Origin of the sequence: Aeromonas sp. Y318-3 (assembly GCF_027706185.1) — a bacterium.
In the GTDB taxonomy this organism is placed as follows: domain Bacteria; phylum Pseudomonadota; class Gammaproteobacteria; order Enterobacterales; family Aeromonadaceae; genus Aeromonas; species Aeromonas veronii.
Genome location: NZ_JAPDCN010000018.1, coordinates 19,861 through 37,513, shown reverse-complemented (window position 1 = coordinate 37,513; position 17,653 = coordinate 19,861). Strand labels below are relative to the sequence as shown.

Annotated in this window: 18 protein-coding genes; 15 read left to right on the top strand and 3 right to left on the bottom strand. The window is 58.6% G+C overall.

What is annotated here, in order from left to right:
- Positions 1-21 precede the first annotated feature (21 nt).
- From OKB77_RS19945 to OKB77_RS19910, 8 genes are all read left to right on the top strand, one after another.
- Positions 22-1,710 (top strand): N-acetylmuramoyl-L-alanine amidase, encoded by a 1,689-nt coding sequence (locus tag OKB77_RS19945; RefSeq protein ID WP_234915415.1) that lies wholly within the window; start codon positions 22-24, stop codon positions 1,708-1,710.
- A gap of 283 nt (positions 1,711-1,993) precedes the next feature.
- Entirely contained in the window at positions 1,994-3,865 is a 1,872-nt protein-coding gene (gene mutL / locus OKB77_RS19940; protein ID WP_270818281.1) for a DNA mismatch repair endonuclease MutL, read from the top strand.
- Positions 3,855-4,784, top strand: coding sequence for a tRNA (adenosine(37)-N6)-dimethylallyltransferase MiaA (gene miaA / locus OKB77_RS19935; protein ID WP_265776345.1), 930 nt, complete (start codon positions 3,855-3,857; stop codon positions 4,782-4,784). Before mutL ends, miaA begins: the two co-directional genes overlap by 11 nt.
- Positions 4,785-4,854: 70 nt before the next feature.
- The gene (hfq, locus tag OKB77_RS19930; RefSeq protein ID WP_005339045.1) at positions 4,855-5,118 is read left to right on the top strand and encodes an RNA chaperone Hfq; all 264 of its coding nucleotides are present in this window, start codon (positions 4,855-4,857) and stop codon (positions 5,116-5,118) included.
- Positions 5,119-5,181: 63 nt separating this feature from the next.
- Entirely contained in the window at positions 5,182-6,468 is a 1,287-nt protein-coding gene (gene hflX / locus OKB77_RS19925; protein ID WP_236563159.1) for a ribosome rescue GTPase HflX, read from the top strand.
- A gap of 91 nt (positions 6,469-6,559) precedes the next feature.
- Entirely contained in the window at positions 6,560-7,711 is a 1,152-nt protein-coding gene (hflK, locus tag OKB77_RS19920; RefSeq protein ID WP_005341060.1) for an FtsH protease activity modulator HflK, read from the top strand.
- A gap of 3 nt (positions 7,712-7,714) precedes the next feature.
- Positions 7,715-8,599 (top strand): protease modulator HflC, encoded by an 885-nt coding sequence (gene hflC / locus OKB77_RS19915; RefSeq protein WP_005339038.1) that lies wholly within the window; start codon positions 7,715-7,717, stop codon positions 8,597-8,599.
- Positions 8,600-8,704: 105 nt separating this feature from the next.
- Entirely contained in the window at positions 8,705-8,893 is a 189-nt protein-coding gene (locus OKB77_RS19910; RefSeq protein ID WP_005339036.1) for a DUF2065 domain-containing protein, read from the top strand.
- Between the two features lie 81 nt (positions 8,894-8,974).
- Here the strand turns inward: OKB77_RS19910 and ispB are convergent, their stop codons facing one another.
- Complete coding sequence (ispB, locus tag OKB77_RS19905) at positions 8,975-9,946, bottom strand: octaprenyl diphosphate synthase (RefSeq protein WP_265776346.1); 972 nt, start codon at positions 9,944-9,946, stop codon at positions 8,975-8,977.
- Positions 9,947-10,188: 242 nt separating this feature from the next.
- Between ispB and rplU the strand changes: the two genes are divergently transcribed.
- From rplU to OKB77_RS19885, 4 genes are all read left to right on the top strand, one after another.
- Positions 10,189-10,500 carry a 50S ribosomal protein L21 gene (rplU, locus tag OKB77_RS19900; RefSeq protein WP_005304210.1) on the top strand — a complete coding sequence of 104 codons (312 nt, stop codon included), beginning with the start codon at positions 10,189-10,191 and terminating at the stop codon, positions 10,498-10,500.
- A 17-nt stretch (positions 10,501-10,517) separates the two neighbouring features.
- Entirely contained in the window at positions 10,518-10,775 is a 258-nt protein-coding gene (rpmA, locus tag OKB77_RS19895) for a 50S ribosomal protein L27 (RefSeq protein WP_005339028.1), read from the top strand.
- A 200-nt stretch (positions 10,776-10,975) separates the two neighbouring features.
- Entirely contained in the window at positions 10,976-12,178 is a 1,203-nt protein-coding gene (gene cgtA, locus OKB77_RS19890; protein WP_064338716.1) for an Obg family GTPase CgtA, read from the top strand.
- Between the two features lie 366 nt (positions 12,179-12,544).
- Entirely contained in the window at positions 12,545-13,915 is a 1,371-nt protein-coding gene (locus OKB77_RS19885) for a YjiH family protein (protein ID WP_064338715.1), read from the top strand.
- 84 nt (positions 13,916-13,999) lie between these two features.
- On the opposite strand, the gene OKB77_RS19880 is transcribed toward OKB77_RS19885, so the two are convergent.
- Positions 14,000-14,338: a hypothetical protein gene (locus tag OKB77_RS19880; protein WP_064338714.1), complete on the bottom strand. Its 339-nt coding sequence runs from the start codon at positions 14,336-14,338 to the stop codon at positions 14,000-14,002.
- A gap of 305 nt (positions 14,339-14,643) precedes the next feature.
- Between OKB77_RS19880 and OKB77_RS19875 the strand changes: the two genes are divergently transcribed.
- From OKB77_RS19875 to OKB77_RS19865, 3 genes are all read left to right on the top strand, one after another.
- Positions 14,644-15,633, top strand: coding sequence for a luciferase-like monooxygenase (locus tag OKB77_RS19875; protein WP_150390301.1), 990 nt, complete (start codon positions 14,644-14,646; stop codon positions 15,631-15,633).
- 3 nt (positions 15,634-15,636) lie between these two features.
- On the top strand, positions 15,637-16,083 hold the full coding sequence (locus OKB77_RS19870; RefSeq protein ID WP_190973212.1) for a bleomycin resistance protein: 447 nt from the start codon (positions 15,637-15,639) through the stop codon (positions 16,081-16,083).
- A 123-nt stretch (positions 16,084-16,206) separates the two neighbouring features.
- Positions 16,207-16,707, top strand: a complete 501-nt coding sequence (locus OKB77_RS19865; RefSeq protein WP_100646706.1) for a 2TM domain-containing protein — start codon at positions 16,207-16,209, stop codon at positions 16,705-16,707.
- Positions 16,708-16,825: 118 nt separating this feature from the next.
- On the opposite strand, the gene OKB77_RS19860 is transcribed toward OKB77_RS19865, so the two are convergent.
- Positions 16,826-17,647 (bottom strand): symmetrical bis(5'-nucleosyl)-tetraphosphatase, encoded by an 822-nt coding sequence (locus OKB77_RS19860; protein WP_005358331.1) that lies wholly within the window; start codon positions 17,645-17,647, stop codon positions 16,826-16,828.
- Between the last annotated feature and the right edge of the window lie 6 nt (positions 17,648-17,653).

The following is a 17,653-nucleotide window of genomic DNA, read 5'->3' as shown; positions in this document are numbered from 1 at the left end:
CTTGTTATTGCTCTCTCTTTGATGGCGTTACCCTCTTGGGCGAATCAGCTCAAGAGCGTACGAATCTGGCCATCACCGGATAACACCCGGGTGGTGCTCGATATGAGCAGCGCCCCCAACTTCAACTATTTCACCCTCACCGGCCCGGATCGGCTGGTGATCGATCTGAAAGGGGCGAGCAACGCCGCCAATCTGGCGCGGATCGAGAACAACAGCGAACTGGTGCGCAAGATCCGCCAGAGCACTCCGCTGGAGAAGGGCGGTCTGCGGCTGGTGATGGATCTCAGCTCCGCCATCAAGCCGGTGGTCTTTCCGCTGGCGCCAGCCGGGCCCTATGGCCACCGTCTGGTCATCGACCTTCCTTATGAAGAGAAGCGCTCGGCGGCTGCGGTGCAGTCCACGCCTGTCGGTGGCAAGGGCAAGGGGGTGGTGATCGCCATCGACCCGGGCCATGGCGGGGAAGACCCGGGCTCCATCGGCCCGCGCCGCACCTACGAGAAGCGGGTCACGCTGGCGGTCTCCCAGAAGCTGGCGGCACTGATCGACCGCGAGCCGGGGATGCGCGCCGTGATGACCCGTCGTGGCGACTACTTCGTCGACCTCAACAAGCGCTCCGAGATTGCCCGCAAGGCCAAGGCGGATCTGCTGGTATCGGTCCATGCGGACAGCTTCCACAACTCCACTCCCCGTGGTGCCTCGGTCTGGGTCTTGTCGACCAACCGTGCCAACCGCGAGATGGGTAGCTGGCTGGAGAAGCAAGAGAAGCAGGGCGAGCTGCTGGGCGGTGTCGGCAAGGTGTTGGCGGAATCCGATCCCAATCCCTATCTGGCGCAGACCTTCCTCGACCTCTCCATGGACAAGTCCCGTGCCGAAGGGTATGACGTCAGCCGCCAAATCCTGCGCTCCATGGGCAAGGTCGCCCGACTGCACAAGAAGGCGCCGGAACACGCCAGTCTGGCGGTGCTGAAGGCGCCGGATATTCCATCCGTGCTGGTGGAGACCGGTTTTATCTCCAACCATGCGGAAGAGAAGCTGCTGGCTACCGCCAGCTATCAGGACCAGCTGGCCCGCGCCATCTTCGAGGGGATCCGCAACTACTACCGAGCCCACCCGACCAAGGGGGCCATGCTGACCGGCAAGGGGCAGGTGAGCCAACCTGCTGCTACTCGCCCTGCACCGGTAGCTCGGCAGCCGGTGAGCCAGCCCAGGCAGGCACAGTCGCAGCTGGTGGTGACCAACAAGATGCCCGCTACTGCCCGCGATAGCGGCACAGCGACCGGCTCGGGAGCCGGGGTGATCAAGCCTTACTCGGCGGCAGCGCAAGAGAGCGGTGCACCGGTCAGCAGTGTGGGGGACTATGACAAATCGCGGATGCTCCGCCATGTGGTCAAACGGGGCGAGAGCCTCTCTCGCCTTGCCGAGAAGCATGGGGTAAGTCAGTCCACTCTGGTGGAGATCAACCAGCTGCGCAGCCGGGATATTCAGATTGGTCAGACCATCTATATCCCCCAGCAGGGGCAGAGCCGCGCTGCCGCCCCCGTTCGCAGTGACGACAAGTCGCAGATGATCCGCCATGTGGTCAAGCGGGGCGAGAGTCTCTCCCGCCTTGCCGAGAAACATGGGGTGAGTCAGGCTCGGCTGGTAGAGATCAACAAGCTCAAGTCGCGGAATATTCAGGTAGGGCAGGTGCTCTACATTCCGCAAAACTGACGCACGGGAGCGGGCGATGCCGCTCCCGCTGTTAGCGAATACCATCAGCAAGATTGAAATTCAGGAGTAAATGATGCCGATCCATATATTGCCCCCTATCCTGGCCAACCAGATTCCGGTTGGTGGAGAGGTGGTGGAACGGCTCTCTATCCGCAAGATTGAAATTCAGGAGTAAATGATGCCGATCCGTATATCGCCCCCTATTCTGGTCAACCAGATTCCGGTTGGTGGAGAGGTAGTGGAACGGCTCTCTATCTGCAAGATTGAAATTCAGGAGTAAATGATGCCGATCCGTATTTTGCCACCCATTCTGGCCAACCAGATTGCAGCCGGAGAGGTGGTGGAGCGGCCCTCTTCTGTGGTGAAAGAGCTGGTGGAGAACAGCCTGGATGCGGGGGCCGACAGGGTCGAGATCGACATCGACAAGGGGGGCGCCAAGCTGATCCGCATCCGTGACAACGGCTGTGGCGTCGCCAAAGATGAGCTGGTGCTGGCGTTGTCGCGTCATGCGACCTCCAAGGTGGCCACACTGGACGATCTGGAAGGGATCAACAGCCTGGGTTTTCGTGGCGAGGCGCTCGCCTCCATCAGCTCGGTCTCCCGTCTCACCTTCACCTCCCGTACTGCAGATCAGTCCGAAGCCTGGCAAGCCCAGGCGGAAGGGCGGGAGATGAGCGTCACCATCAAGCCGGCGGCCCATCCGGTGGGCACCACGGTGGAGGTGGTGGATCTCTTCTTCAATACCCCCGCGCGGCGCAAGTTCATGCGCAGCGAAAAGACCGAGTTTGCCCATATCGACGAGCTGGTGCGCCGCATCGCGCTCTCCCGCTTCGATGCCACCCTGATCCTGCGCCACAATGGCAAGGTGGTGCGCCAGTACAAGGCCGCCAATACCGTGCCGGAGCAGGAGCGTCGCCTCGCCGCCGTTTGCGGCACCCCCTTCATGCACCATGCGCTGGCGGTGGAGAGCGAGCATAGCGACGTGCGGTTGTGGGGCTGGTTGGCGACTCCGGAGGGGGCAAGACCACAAAACGATCTGCAATACACCTATGTCAACGGCCGGATGATGCGCGACAAGCTCATCAACCACGCCATTCGTCAGGCCTATGACGAGCTGCTGCCTCCCGACCGCTTCGCCGCTTATGTGCTCTATATCGAGCTGGATCCCCGTCAGGTGGATGTCAACGTCCACCCGGCCAAGCATGAGGTGCGCTTCCATCAGGCGCGACTGATCCACGACTTTATCTTTCAGGCGCTGTTTACTGCGCTGCGCCGCGAAGGAGTCAGCGCCGCTCATCAGGATGTGCCGCTGGCCGAAACCCTGGTCGAGTTGCCGGTCAGTCCGCAGATTGAATATCCCGGTCAGGCGCCACGTCCCGAATGGTACGGTGCCGAGCACAGCTACCGGGCACCTGCACAGGTGCGGGAGGGGAGCGGTGGGGCTGGCCGAGCCAGCAATTATCAACCGCCCGAGCCCCCAAGCCGGGAGGCGATGCGCGGCATGGACGCTCTGCTCACTACGCTGCCTATCGCAACTGCGACTGAGGCTGCTCCCGCACAGTCCACCGACACAGTGCCGTCACCCAAACAGGGGGGATGTCGCGCCCTGACACTGGTGGAGCAGGCCTACCTGTTGATCGAGCGGGATAATCAGCTGGCGCTGCTCTCGCTGGTACGCGCCGAGCGGGTGCTGCTGCGCCACTGGCTGCTGGAGACCTGGGGTCAGGGGCTGGCGGCCCAGCCGCTGTTGCTGCCGGTCTCCTTCAAGCTGCCGAAGAATTTGATCGCGCTGGTGACCGAGCAGGAACGTTTGCTGAAACGGATGGGGCTTGAGTTGAAAAGTGGGGGACGCGACACCATGATCCTGACTCGGGTGCCGGCTCTGCTGCGCCAGACCGATCTGGTGCGTCTGTTACCCGAATTGCTGCAAATTATCGAGGGCGGATCTGACAGTGATGCTGGTCAGCAGGCTGAAGTATTATGCCAATGGCTGGTGGAGCAGGGGATAAGCCGCGAGAAGATATACGATTTTTCAACTGCCAGTCGTCTGCTGACGGAACTTGTGACCGATTTCAGTGACCAACTGGCAGACATTCGCATGGTGCGCCCCCTTTCGCTGGCGACCGTGCTGGAGGAGTTTGAACATGGCGAGTGACTTGCCGACCGCAATTTTTCTGATGGGGCCGACGGCCTCCGGCAAGACGGATCTCGCCATTGAACTGTGCCAGGCATTGCCTTGCGACATCATCAGCGTCGATTCGGCGCTGATCTATCGCGGCATGGATATAGGTACGGCCAAGCCGACCGCCGATGAACTGGCACGTGCCCCGCACCGGCTGATCGACATTCTTGACCCCGCCATGAGCTATTCGGCTGCCGATTTTTGCAAGGATGCGCTGCGGGAGATGAAAGAGATCGCCGACCGTGGCCGCATTCCGCTGCTGGTGGGCGGCACCATGCTCTATTTTAAGGCGCTGCTGGAGGGATTGTCCCCGCTGCCCTCCGCCGATCCCGCCATTCGTGCCGGGATTGAGGAAGAGGCAGCCCGCCTCGGTTGGCAGGCGCTGCATGACGAGCTGGTGCGCATTGACCCTGTGGCCGGGGCGCGGATCCACCCCAATGACCCGCAGCGGCTCTCCCGGGCGCTGGAGGTCTACCGCATCAGCGGCAAGACCCTTACCGAGCTGACGCAGGTGCAGGGGGAGGGCTTGCCCTATCGGGTGCTGCAGTTTGCCATCGCCCCGAGCGATCGTGCTGTGCTGCATCAGCGTATCGAACAGCGCTTTGACAAGATGCTGCAAGGTGGCTTTGAACAGGAGGTTCGTGCACTGATGGCGCGCGGCGATCTGCACCCGGATCTCCCCTCCATTCGCTGTGTGGGTTATCGCCAAATGTGGGACTACCTGGCGGGGGAAGTGGAGTATGATGAGATGCGCTATCGCGGAATTGTTGCCACCCGCCAGTTGGCCAAGCGTCAAATGACCTGGTTGCGCGGTTGGTCTGATGTGACCTGGTTGGAATCTGGTGAGTCTGGCAATCTGGCAAGGGTCGTCGCCCGTGCCGGAGTGGCTTGACACTCCTGTATAATCAGGTTGTTATATTGATATCCGGTGTTTAAAAACAACAAACTATAAGGAAAAGAAGATGGCTAAGGGGCAATCTCTCCAAGACCCGTTTTTGAATGCGCTGCGCCGTGAGCGGATTCCTGTTTCTATCTATTTGGTAAACGGCATCAAACTGCAGGGTCAGATCGAATCGTTTGACCAGTTTGTCATTTTGCTGAAGAACACCGTGAGCCAGATGGTCTACAAGCACGCCATCTCTACCGTGGTACCGGCCCGTGCCGTCAATCATCACCAGCCCACTCCGGGTGGCGCGGCTGATGAACAGGGTGATGCCGAGGCGTGATATCCCTGGGCGAGTCGACTCGCCAACTCAGATTCATCATGATTCCTGTTAAGGAGCAAGCGCTTGTTTGACCGTTATGAAGCTGGCGAACAGGCCGTTCTGGTGCATGTCAACTTCAGTGATGAGGGTGAGCGGGAGGATCTGGAAGAGCTCAAGATGTTGGTGAGCTCGGCCGGAGTCAATGCGCTGGGGGTAATTACCACCAGTCGCAGCGCGCCCAGTGCCAAATTTTTTGTCGGCAGTGGCAAGGCTGAAGAGATCGCGTCCCAAGTCCAGATGCTGGCGGCGGACGTGGTGATCTTCAACCATGCCCTGACCCCCGCCCAGGAGCGCAACCTGGAGCGTCTGTTCCAGTGCCGGGTGGTGGACCGAACCGGCCTGATCCTCGATATCTTTGCCCAGCGCGCCCGTACCCATGAAGGTAAACTGCAGGTCGAACTGGCCCAGTTGCGCCATCTTTCCACTCGTCTGGTGCGAGGCTGGACCCACCTTGAGCGTCAAAAGGGCGGGATCGGTCTGCGTGGCCCGGGTGAAACCCAGCTTGAAACTGACCGACGTCTGCTGCGCGAACGCATCAAGGCGATTTTGCGTCGGCTCGACAAGGTGGCCAAGCAGCGGGAGCAGGGACGCCGCGCCCGCAACCGCAACGAAGTGCCGACGGTGTCACTGGTTGGTTATACCAACGCCGGAAAGTCCACTTTGTTCAACCAACTTACAGCTGCCAGCGTGTATGCTGCCGACCAATTGTTCGCAACTCTGGATCCCACCCTGCGTAAACTGGTGATCCGGGATGTGGGTGATGTGATTTTGGCGGATACAGTTGGATTTATTCGGCACTTGCCCCATGATCTGGTCGCGGCCTTCAAGGCGACCCTGCAGGAGACCCGTGAAGCGGATCTGCTGCTGCATGTGGTGGACTGTGCCGATGAGCAGATGCAGGAGAATATCGACTCCGTGCAGCAGGTATTGGCCGAGATTGAAGCCGATGACCGACCCCAGCTGATGATCTGCAACAAGATCGACAAGCTGGCGGATCGTCCGGCAGGTCTGGAGCGAGATGACGAGGGGCGCCCGTTGCGCGTCTGGTTGTCGGCCCAGACTGGTGAAGGTTGTGAGCATCTGTTTACGGCGCTGACCGAATTGCTGGCTGGCTCCATGGTGCATCACACCCTGCAGTTGCCTCCTTCTGCCGCGAGATTGCGCAGTGCGCTCTATCAGCTGAAAGGGATTGAGCAGGAAGGTTTTAGCGAGGAGGGTGATTTCGTGCTGGAAGTCCGCTTGCAAGTGGCCGACTGGAACCGCCTCGTGAAACAGGAAGGTGAGAGTTTACAACGCTTTATCAGGCATTGATTCGTTGATGAAGATGAACCCTTAGGGGCTTCGCGACGTATGACGGCCCGATAGAGATGATATCCATCCGCATGTATTAATGGAGACGCTGATGGCTTGGAATGAGCCTGGTAACAACGGCAAAGACCGTGACCCTTGGGGGAATAACGGCAAGAATCAGGGACCCCCTGATCTGGATGAAATGCTGCGCAAAGTGAGTCGCCGTTTCGGTGGCTTGTTTGGTGGCGGCAAATCTGGCGGCGATGTAGGTCGCTTTGGTATCTCCATCGCGTTGGTTGTGGCTGTGGTGGTGTGGGTCGTCAGCGGCTTCTACACCATTCGCGAAGCGGAGCGTGGTGCCGTGCTGCGGTTTGGCAAGTTTTCCCATATTGTCGAGCCGGGCCTGCGCTGGAAGCCGACCTTTATCGATCAGGTGATCCCGGTGGACGTCGAGTCCGTGCGTTCCCTGCCTGCCTCCGGTTTCATGCTGACTCAGGATGAGAACGTGGTACGGGTCGAGATGGACGTGCAATACCGTGTGGTCAATCCCGAGCAGTATCTGTTCAGCGTGACCAATGCCGACGAGAGTCTGGGTCAGGCCACCGATAGCGCCCTGCGCTACGTGGTGGGTCATACCCGGATGGATGACGTCCTGACTACCGGTCGTGAGAAGGTGCGTCAGGAGACCTGGCAGGTGATCGATGGCATCATCGAGCCTTACCAGATGGGTCTGCAGATCGTCGACGTCAACTTCCTGCCGGCGCGTCCGCCGGAAGAGGTGAAAGACGCCTTTGATGACGCCATCTCCGCTCAGGAAGATGAACAGCGCTTCATTCGTGAAGCAGAAGCCTATGCCCGTGAAGTGGAGCCCAAGGCCCGTGGTCAGGTGAAGCGTCTGGAGCAGGAAGCGGAAGCTTACAAATCCCAGATCGTGTTGAAAGCCCAGGGTGAAGTTGCTCGCTTCAACGAGCTGCTGCCCCAGTATCTGGCTGCCCCCGAGCTGACCCGTGAGCGTATCTATCTGGAAACCATGGAAGAGCTCTATCAGCAGGCTAACAAGGTGGTGGTCGACATGCCGGCTGGCAACAACAGCATGATCTACCTGCCGCTTGACAAGCTGTCTGGCAAGCCGAAGGTAACCCAGTCTGATCGTGCTACTGCCGCCCCGGTCACAGAGCAGGTCCCCGTTTCCAACGAGGGTGCCAACTCTACCCCGACAATGCCGCTGCGTAGCGGTGACCGCTTCAGCTCAGGGAGAAACTGATAGATGAAAAAGCTAGCTATTGGTGCAATCGCTGTCGCGGCCATGGTCTGCTTCTCCTCTGTCTTTATCGTTGATGAAGGTCAGAAGGGGATTGTGGTGCAGTTTGGCAAGGTGAAGCGGGTTGACTCCGGTGAACCCCGCCTCTATGAGCCGGGCCTGCACTTCAAGGTGCCGCTCATCGACCAGGTTCGCAAGATGGATGCCCGCATCCAGACCATTGACAGCCAGGCCGACCGTTTTGTCACCTCCGAGAAGAAAGACCTGATCATCGACTCCTACGTGAAGTGGAAGATTGAGGACTTCTCCAAGTACTACCTGGCAACCGGTGGTGGCAACAAGCTGCAGGCTGAAGATCTGCTCAAGCGCAAGATCAACAACGGTCTGCGTTCCGAGATTGGTAACCGTACCATCAAGGACATCGTCTCCGGTGAGCGCAGTACCGTGATGGAAGATGCCCTGAAGAAGATGGCGCGCTCCTCCGAGCTCGGTATCAAGGTGGTGGATGTGCGGATCAAGCAGATCAACCTGCCGGTGGAAGTCTCCAACTCCATCTACCAGCGGATGCGTGCCGAACGTACCGCAGTCGCCCGTGAGCACCGCTCTCAGGGTCGCGAGAAGGCTGAAATCCTGCGTGCCGATATCGACCGCAAGGTGACCGTCATGATCGCCGACGCCGAGAGTAACGCTCGCCAGCTGCGCGGTGAAGGGGATGCGGAAGCCGCCAAGATCTATGCCGACAGCTACAAGAAAGACCCCGAGTTTTTCAGCTTCGTGCGTAGCATGGAGGCCTATCGCAAGAGCTTTGCCGGTGGCAACGACCTGATGGTGCTCAAGCCGGACAGCGAGTTCTTCCGTTACCTCAAGTCTCCTCACGGCACCAAGCAGTAATCGCCACGAGGTCACATTCAAAGGGTCTGCATTGTCAGACCCTTTTGTTTTTGGTGCCAACGCCAGCCGTAAACCTAGGGGGCTGGTTGCATTGAAGGAGGTCGGATGCTGACATCCATGCTGATGGGGTTGGGATTGCTGTTGTTGTTCGAGGGGCTCGGCCCGTTGTTGATGCCCAGGGCATGGCAGCAGATGTTACGGCTGCTGAGCGATCAGCCACCGGAGCAGTTGCGCCGTATCGGCGGTTCGCTAGTGGTGGCGGGTAGCGTGATCCTTTGGATGCTGAGTCGCTGAGTCTGGCGCAATGCACTGTCCAGCAGATAGCAGACAATAAAAAAGAGGCCAACGGCCTCTTTTTTCATGCATGTCGTTTACTCAGGCACTGCGCTGCACGGCCATGTGGGCCAGTGTTTCCAGCGCGAGCTTGTGCGGGGAGTCCGGCAGAATGGCGAGGGCGGCAATGGCCTTGTCGGCCTCTTGCCTGGCACGCATGCGCGAGTACTCCAGCGCGCCAGTGCGGTCGAGAATGCCGAGGATCTGCTCAAGATGCTCCATGCCGTTGCGGTGCTCGATGGCATCGCGCACCAGCTGGCGCTCTTCCTGCGTGCCCACTTCCATGGCGCGCAGCAGCGGCAGGGTCGGTTTGCCTTCGGCCAGATCGTCGCCGACGTTCTTGCCCATCTCTTCGCTCTGGGAGCAGTAGTCCATCACGTCATCGATGATTTGGAACGCGGTGCCCAGATACTTGCCGTAATCGGTCATGGCCTGCTCGACGGGCTCGGGCTGATGAGTCAGCACGGCTGCAAGGCGAGTGGCGGCCTCGAACAGCTTGGCGGTCTTGCAGTAGATGACCGTCATGTAGCTCTCTTCGGTGGTATCCGGATCGTTGCAGTTCATCAGCTGCAACACTTCCCCTTCGGCGATGGTGTTGGTGGCATCCGAGAGGATCTCCATCACCCGCAGGTTGGAGAGTTCGGCCATCATCTGAAAGGAGCGGCTATAGAGGTAGTCACCGACCAGCACGCTGGCGGCATTGCCAAACATGGCGTTGGCGGTCTCCCGGCCGCGGCGCAGGTCGGATTCGTCGACCACGTCGTCATGCAGCAGGGTAGAGGTGTGAATGAATTCGATGATGGCGGCCAGTTTCAGGTGATCCTCACCCTCATAGCCCAGCGCACGCGCAGCCATCACGGTCAGCATGGGGCGCATCCGTTTCCCGCCGGCGCTGACAATGTAGAAACCCAGCTGATTAATCAGACTAACGTCGGACTGGAGTCGGGCCAGGATCAGTTCATTGACCGCCGTCATGTCGGCGGCACAGAGCGCACGGATAGTCTGTTGGTCCATAAGTCTCGTAACGTGACAGCAGCAATAACTGCGATTTTAGTAATGGCAGGGATTCTACACGATTTCACAATGGGTTACAGTTAGGCGTTTATCCACGGCGGCAGATATGCGCACAAAATAAACTTTTTGCTAAATTGGCCTTGCCTGAGCAGATCGATTTGCGTAGAATGCCCGCCCATTGTTATAGGTTTTTGCGCATGTCTAGCCTTGAGCAAAAGACATGCCTTTACGGAGTTAATCAAATGTACGCGGTATTCCAAAGCGGCGGAAAACAACACCGTGTGGCCGAAGGTCAAATCGTTCGTCTGGAAAAGCTGAACGTTGAGACTGGCGCTACCATCGACTTCAACGAAGTTCTGATGGTTGCTGCAGGCGACACTTTTAAAGTAGGTGCTCCTTTCGTTGAAGGTGGCAAGGTTGTAGCTGAAGTTGTGGCTCACGGCCGTGGCGAGAAAGTGACTATCGTCAAGTTCCGTCGTCGTAAGCACCATCGTAAGCAAGCGGGCCACCGTCAGTGGTTCACTGAAGTCAAAATCACTGGCATCAGCGCTTAATTAGAGGAGTCCGATAAATGGCACACAAAAAAGCTGGCGGTTCATCCCGCAACGGTCGCGATTCTGAAGCTAAACGCCTGGGCGTGAAGCGTTTCGGCGGCGAAACAGTTCTGGCTGGCAGCATCATCGTTCGTCAACGTGGTACCAAGTTCCACGCTGGCACCAACGTTGGTCTGGGCAAGGATCACACCCTGTTCGCTACCGCGACTGGTAAAATCCTGTTCGAAGTTAAAGGTCCGCTGAATCGTAAGTACGTTAGCATCGTTGCTGAGTAATTACGGACCGCAAGGATCCGAAGCCCCGCCAACAGGCGGGGCTTTTGTTTTTCTGACGTCTTTCTGATGTCGTTGACGAAAAAACGGAACGCAGCTGACTTTGGCTCTGACGGGCATGATTGGCAAGATGCGTATCGCCCGCAGGGGTCTGTACCACTATAATTGCGTATCGGTTTTTCGAATTAAGGTGACGGTTACCTATGAAGTTTGTTGATGAAGTCCAGATTCGAGTCGATGCCGGTGACGGTGGTAACGGTTGTGTAAGCTTTCGCCGTGAAAAATATATTCCCAACGGTGGTCCGGACGGCGGTGACGGCGGTGACGGTGGTGACGTATATCTGATCGCCGACGAGAACCTCAATACCCTGATCGACTACCGTTTCGAGCGTTTCCATGCTGCCGAGCGCGGTGAGAATGGCCAGAGCGCCAACTGTACCGGTCGCCGCGGCAAGGACAAGATCCTGCGTGTGCCGGTCGGTACCCGTGCGACCGATGAAGATACCGGTGAACTGCTGGGGGACCTGACCCACCACGAGCAGAAGCTGCTGGTTGCCAAAGGTGGTTTCCACGGTCTGGGCAACACCCGCTTCAAGAGCTCCGTCAACCGTGCTCCCCGCCAGAAGAGTAACGGTACTCCGGGTGAAGTGCGTACCCTGAAGCTGGAGCTGCTGCTGCTGGCCGATGTCGGCATGCTGGGTCTGCCCAACGCCGGCAAGTCTACCTTTATTCGCGCCGTTTCTGCGGCTCGCCCGAAAGTGGCTGATTACCCCTTCACTACCCTGGTACCGAACTTGGGTGTGGTGCGTGGTGAGAACTCCCGCTCCTTCGTGATCGCCGATATCCCGGGTCTGATCGAAGGCGCTGCCGAAGGCGCAGGCCTGGGTATCCGCTTCCTGAAACACCTCGAGCGTTGCCGCGTGCTGATCCACCTGGTGGATATCAGCCCGGTTGATGGCTCCGATCCTGCTGAAAATGCCGTGACCATCGTCAAGGAGCTGGAGAAGTACAGCCCGGAACTGGCTGGCAAGCCGCGCTGGTTGGTGTTCAACAAGATGGACCTGATTCTGGAAGAGGAAGCCCAGGAGGTGATGGATCGCGTCAAGGCGGCCCTGAACCACGAAGGTCCGGTCTATGCCATCACTGCCATCAGCAAGGAAGGCACCAAGAAGGTCTGCTACGACATTCTGGATCTGCTGGATACCATGCCCCGTCAGCTGGCGGAAGATGCCAAAGATGCCATCGAGAAGGTGGAGTTCAAGTGGGACGACTACCACAAGAACCAGCTGGCCAAGGCTGAAGCGGAAGCACTGGCTGCCTCTCTTGCCTTCGATGAAGGGCTTGATGATGACGATTGGGATGACGACGAAGATGATGGCGTTGAAGTCATCTACGTCCGTGACTGATCCCCGTCACTCTCATTGAAAACCGGAGCCTGAACAGGCTCCGGTTTTTTTATGTCTATCGAGCAGCAACTCATTAGGTATATTTGTGATGTCACTTATTGCCTGCTACTGATAACCGATTATACTGCCCACCAAAATTAACAATAACGAAACAATTATCTGGCGATGGCGATTGAATCGATATGCGCCGCTGTATCTTATTGTTTTGATGAAAGGTTTACCTGTGGAAATATTTATGCGCAGATTTCTGCCTTAAGGGCTTGTTTGTGCATTTTTTTAGAGTATTCTTGCGCCCGTTTTGCCGGTTAATGCATGAATACGCAGGTTGGCCGGGCTAGGGAAAAGTAACATTAGGGCAGTCATATCATGTTGGAAAAGAGTCTCGAAGCACCTGCGGTCAATACTCGCCGTAATTTGTTGATGTTTCTGGTTCCGTCACTTATCGGGATCCTGCTGTTCATGACGCCAGTCGTCTATGACGGTAACGTCACCATCCCGGTGGCCGTGCTGGCCAAGCTGGTACAGCGCGTTTTTGCCGATTATCTGGTCGCCATGGTCAGTGCGGTGATCACCACCACCATGCTGATGACGCTGATTGCCTGGCTGTTCAAGCCAGCGATTCTGGTGCGTCGTCCTTTCCTCAACAGCTTGTTCAATGTCTCCCCTTTCTGGGCCTGCGTGCGGGTATTGGGCGGTATCTTCGTGCTGCTGACCTTCTTCCAGGTGGGGCCAGAGGTGCTTTACTCCGGCGCAACCGGTGGACTGGTGCTCAACGATCTGCTGCCGGTGCTGTTCTCGGTCTTCATTTTTGCCGGCCTGCTGCTGCCGTTGCTGCTCGATTTCGGACTGCTGGAATTTGTCGGCACCATGATGACCCGCATCATGCGTCCGGTGTTCCGGTTGCCGGGTCGTTCGGCTGTGGACTGCTTTGCCTCCTGGCTTGGCGATGGCAGCGTTGGCATCCTGCTGACCAGCAAGCAGTACGAAGGGAAGTTCTATACCCAGCGTGAAGCCGCGGTGATTGGCACCACTTTCTCTGCGGTCTCCATCACCTTCTGTCTGGTGGTGATCTCCCAGGTGAAGCTGGAGCACATGTTCGTTCCCTTCTACCTGACCGTCTGTCTGGCGGGCGTGGTTGCGGCCATCGTGGTGCCGCGTCTGCCACCGCTCTGCTGGAAGAAGGACATCTATGCCGATGGCACCCCCCTGTGCCGCAAGCAGGAAGCAGTGCCGCACCAGCACAGCGTGATGAGCTATGGTTTCGAGCGTGCCCTGACCAAGGCTGACAGCATGACTGATCTCGGCGCCGTCGCGCGGGAAGGGGTGAAGAATGCACTGGATATGGTGTTTGGCGTGCTGCCGGTGGTGATGGCGATCGGTACCTGCGCCCTGATGCTGGCCGAACATACCCCTATCTTCAACTGGCTTGGCGCCCCGTTTGTCCCCTTGCTGGAGCTGCTGCAACTGCCGGAGGCAGAAGCGGCTTCCAAGACCATCATGGTCGGTTTTGCCGACATGTTCATTCCGGCGGTGCTGGCCTCGACCATCGAGAGTGACATGACCCGCTTCGTGATTGCCGCCATGTCGGTAACCCAGCTGATCTATATGTCGGAAGTGGGCGCCCTGCTGCTGGGCAGCAAGATCCCGGTCAAGTTGTGGGAGCTGTTCGTTATCTTCCTGCTGCGCACTCTGGTTACCTTGCCGGTTATTGCCGGGGTGGCACACCTGCTGTTCTAAGGGCGCAGCGCAGTGAAAAACGGTCAACCTCGGTTGACCGTTTTCTTTTTCGCAGTAACGGGAGAGAGTACCCCTTCGGTTGGCTCAGCCTGTAGTGACGGGACACTGGATGGTCAGCGAGTGGATTGTGTTGGCGATGCTATAGGGCTTGGCAGCTTGGTAGATTTTCTTCTCCTTGTCATAGCTTCCCCCCAGATACTGGGTGCTGTAGAGCGTCTGCTGGCGGCGGTCGGTTTCCTTGTAACCTTGCGGGCAGGTCTGGTTGGCCTGCTGGAAGCAGGCTTTCATGCTGCTGCACTCGATGTAGAAGCCGCGCTGGCTGGTATCGGCAAGGTGCAGCGGGGTGACGGTGGGGGCGGGGGGAGACAACAGGGCGCAGCCGGAGAGCGTCAGCGCCCCCATCAGAACGAGATGTTTTGACATAGATAACCTGAACAGTGTGGTGTGACAAAGAGTGAGGGGGAGTCTATTGCTCCCCCTTCGCTATAGGGGCACCGTTATAACCAGCCGGGGGCGCTCAGGCCAGCCCGCAAATGTAAGAAAATATGATCCACCCCCGGGCTTGCGCGGCCAGCAGGATGAGCATTCAAACAATACTTGCCTGAGATTTGTTCCGTTCGATTGCTGCCACTTGGCAGGCAGAGTGTGGCAGGAGATAGTGATTCATTCAGGTATCCCGTGCTACATTGCCCCACTTGTTACTGGCCTGTAAATCAATGGAGTGACCCATGTCTGCCATCCCCTATTCCGTGCTCGATCTGGTGCCTGTTGCCGAAGGTTCCGTGCCTGCCGAGTCATTTCACCGTTCGCGGGATCTTGCCTGCCATGCCGAGGGTTGGGGTTACCAGCGCTACTGGCTGGCCGAACATCACAACATGCCGGGCATTGCCAGTGCCGCCACCTCGGTGCTGATCGGTCATCTGGCCGAAGCCACCACCACTCTGCGGATCGGGGCGGGTGGCATCATGCTGCCGAACCACTCGCCGCTGGTGATTGCCGAGCAGTTTGGCACCTTGGCTTCGCTCTATCCCGACCGCATCGATTTGGGCCTTGGTCGCGCCCCCGGTACTGATCAGCGCACCATGCGGGCGCTGCGACGTATGCGCAGTGGCGAGGTGGATGATTTCCCAGCCGATGTGCGTGAGCTGATGAGCTACTTTGGCGACGATATTGGCGCCGTGCAGGCGGTGCCCGGCCAGGGGCTGCATCTGCCTATCTGGCTGCTGGGTTCCAGCCTTTACAGCGCGCAACTGGCGGCGGTGATGGGCTTGCCGTTCGGTTTTGCCTCCCATTTCGCGCCCGCCATGCTGCTGCAGGCGCTGGAGATCTACCGCAGCCAGTATCGCCCCTCTGCGCGCTGGCCCAAGCCCCATGCGGTGGTCTGCATCAACATGATCGCCGCCGACAGCGAGCGGGAGGCCCGCTTCCAGTTCACTACCGTGCAGCAGCAGTTCTTGCGCCTTCATCGCGGTGATGCGGGCAAGCTGCCCGCGCCGGTCGTCCAGCTTGGCGACGAGTGGGCGCCCCGTGAGCTGATTGCGATGGAGCAGACCTTGGCCCGCTCGCTAGTGGGCAACCCGGAGCAGGTTCGTCATGGCCTCAAGGCGCTGCTGGCGGAAACCCGCGCCGATGAGCTGATGTTCAATGGGCCCATCGTCGATCATCAGGCCCGGCTGCGCTCCTTTGAAATTGCCGCCGAGCTGATGCAGAGCCTGTAAGCCATGACGAACCCTACTGTCGCGGTGGATGAGGTGTATTGGAATCCCATGGTACCGGAGCTGTCGGTTACCGATCTGGCTCGATCTCTGGTTTTCTATACCGGTTTGTTGGGCTTCTCGGTCCGCTATCGGCGCGATGACCCTCCTTTTGCTTATCTTGAACAGCAACAGGTACAACTGATGCTGGAGCAGGTACATCCGGCGGGTTGGCAGGTCGGGGCGCTGGAGCCACCGTTCGGTAGGGGGATCAATCTGCAGATGGAGCTGACCGAGATCCAGCCGCTACTCGACCGATTGCAGGCCGCCGAGATTGCACTTTTCCGGCAGCCCACTGAGGTCTGGTATCCAGTGGGCGAGATGCTGGCCGGGCAGCGCGAATTTTTGCTGCAGGATCCCGATGGTTATCTGTTACGGTTTGTGCAATCTCTGGGGGAACGAGCGGCTGGCTGACAAGATCAAAATCTTAAACATCTGATTTTAAAGGACTGTCAGATGTATGTCGGCTATCTGTCGTGTCACCTTTCGCGGCGTAAGCCCTATGCTGGCCCTGTCAATTACCACAAGGAGTTCGAGATGATCGTCAGGAAGTTGAGATTGCAACGGGGTTGGTCTCAGGATCAGTTGGCAACGTTGACTGGTTTGAGTGTCCGCACTATCCAGCGGATCGAGCAGGGGCAGCAACCCGGACTGGAATCTCTCAAGGCCCTGGCCGCCGTCTTTGAACTCGATGTGGCTCAACTGGATGGGTCAGAGCAACAGGAGCGCGAGATGAGAGGAAGTGACACTATGGGGCAGGATGCGGTGCAGGTATCGGCAAAGGAGCGGGCGGCAATGCGCTATGTGGAGGCGCTCAAGGGCTTCTATCACCATGTTGCCAGCTACGTGGTGGTGATCTGCGGGCTGTTTGTCATCAACTACCTGAGCAATCCGGAGTACATCTGGGCCTGGTGGCCGGCGCTGGGGTGGGGACTGGGGTTGGCGTCCCATGCTGTTCGGGTGTTTCAGCCCTTCAAACTGTTTGGCCCGGAGTGGGAGCGGCGCCAGATCGAGAAGCGGCTGGGGCGCAAGTTGTAACTTCATTCGCCGGAAAACAGGGAACCTAAACAGCAAGCCCGGCAGATTGCCGGGCTTTGTTATTGGAGCGGGTTGTGGCAATCCGTGCGGCAGCGACCGCCAGATTGCTGCGTCCCCCCTAGCTGGCGTGAACCGGGCAGGGGGTGGCGATCAGGGCATCATCTTCGTAGCGCCACAGGGTGAGGCTGTTGCCCCAGACGCAGCCGGTATCGAGCGCCTTGATATCGCTCTTGCCGGTGTTGCCCATCAGGGCCGCCCAGTGGCCGAACACCAGAATGGGGTCATCCACGTGGTGTTCGCGCTGTTCGAACCAGGGACGCAGCCCCGGGGTCGACTCCTTGGGCCCCTTCTTGCATTTGAAGTCGAGACGACCGTCGAAATAGCAGAAGCGCATCCGGGTGAAGGTGTTGATGATGTAGCGGTAGCGGTCGATCCCGACCAGATCATCTTTCCAGCCATCGGGCTGGTCGCCATACATGTTGTGCAGCAGCCAGCTGTATTGGTCACCGCGCAGCAGGCTCTCTACCTCGCGGGCGCAGTTGCGCGCGGTGCGGACATCCCATGCGGGGGAGATCCCGGCATGCACCATCATGATGGGCAGATCCGGATGTTCGGCCAGTAGCGGGCGGTGGCGCAGCCACTCCAGCAGTTCATCCCGATCCGGGGCATCCATCAGGCTTTGCAGCTTGTCTTTCTTCTTGAGCGGTGCAACGCCATCGGCGACCGCCAGCAGGTGCAGGTCGTGGTTGCCGAGCACGGTGACGGCACGGTTGCCCAGCCCTTTGACAAAACGCAGGGTATTGAGGGAGTCCGGGCCGCGGGCGACCAGATCGCCGCAGAGCCAGAGCACGTCATTTTCGGGATCGAACGCGGCAAGATCCAGCAGACGGCGCAAGTCGTCGTAACAGCCCTGGATGTCACCGACAAAACAGTTCGCCATGAAACC

Bases quoted from the DNA above. Each gene is read 5' to 3' on its own strand.
- hflC (WP_005339038.1), top strand. From the start codon at position 7,715: ATGAAAAAGCTAGCTATTGGTGCAATCGCTGTCGCGGCCATGGTCTGC.
- miaA (WP_265776345.1), top strand. From the start codon at position 3,855: ATGGCGAGTGACTTGCCGACCGCAATTTTTCTGATGGGGCCGACGGCC.
- OKB77_RS19870 (WP_190973212.1), top strand. From the start codon at position 15,637: ATGACGAACCCTACTGTCGCGGTGGATGAGGTGTATTGGAATCCCATG.
- mutL (WP_270818281.1), top strand. From the start codon at position 1,994: ATGCCGATCCGTATTTTGCCACCCATTCTGGCCAACCAGATTGCAGCC.
- ispB (WP_265776346.1), bottom strand. From the start codon at position 9,946: ATGGACCAACAGACTATCCGTGCGCTCTGTGCCGCCGACATGACGGCG.
- OKB77_RS19910 (WP_005339036.1), top strand. From the start codon at position 8,705: ATGCTGACATCCATGCTGATGGGGTTGGGATTGCTGTTGTTGTTCGAG.
- OKB77_RS19860 (WP_005358331.1), bottom strand. From the start codon at position 17,647: ATGGCGAACTGTTTTGTCGGTGACATCCAGGGCTGTTACGACGACTTG.
- rpmA (WP_005339028.1), top strand. From the start codon at position 10,518: ATGGCACACAAAAAAGCTGGCGGTTCATCCCGCAACGGTCGCGATTCT.
- hflK (WP_005341060.1), top strand. From the start codon at position 6,560: ATGGCTTGGAATGAGCCTGGTAACAACGGCAAAGACCGTGACCCTTGG.
- OKB77_RS19865 (WP_100646706.1), top strand. From the start codon at position 16,207: ATGATCGTCAGGAAGTTGAGATTGCAACGGGGTTGGTCTCAGGATCAG.
- OKB77_RS19885 (WP_064338715.1), top strand. From the start codon at position 12,545: ATGTTGGAAAAGAGTCTCGAAGCACCTGCGGTCAATACTCGCCGTAAT.
- rplU (WP_005304210.1), top strand. From the start codon at position 10,189: ATGTACGCGGTATTCCAAAGCGGCGGAAAACAACACCGTGTGGCCGAA.
- hfq (WP_005339045.1), top strand. From the start codon at position 4,855: ATGGCTAAGGGGCAATCTCTCCAAGACCCGTTTTTGAATGCGCTGCGC.
- OKB77_RS19875 (WP_150390301.1), top strand. From the start codon at position 14,644: ATGTCTGCCATCCCCTATTCCGTGCTCGATCTGGTGCCTGTTGCCGAA.
- OKB77_RS19945 (WP_234915415.1), top strand. From the start codon at position 22: ATGGCGTTACCCTCTTGGGCGAATCAGCTCAAGAGCGTACGAATCTGG.
- OKB77_RS19880 (WP_064338714.1), bottom strand. From the start codon at position 14,338: ATGTCAAAACATCTCGTTCTGATGGGGGCGCTGACGCTCTCCGGCTGC.
- cgtA (WP_064338716.1), top strand. From the start codon at position 10,976: ATGAAGTTTGTTGATGAAGTCCAGATTCGAGTCGATGCCGGTGACGGT.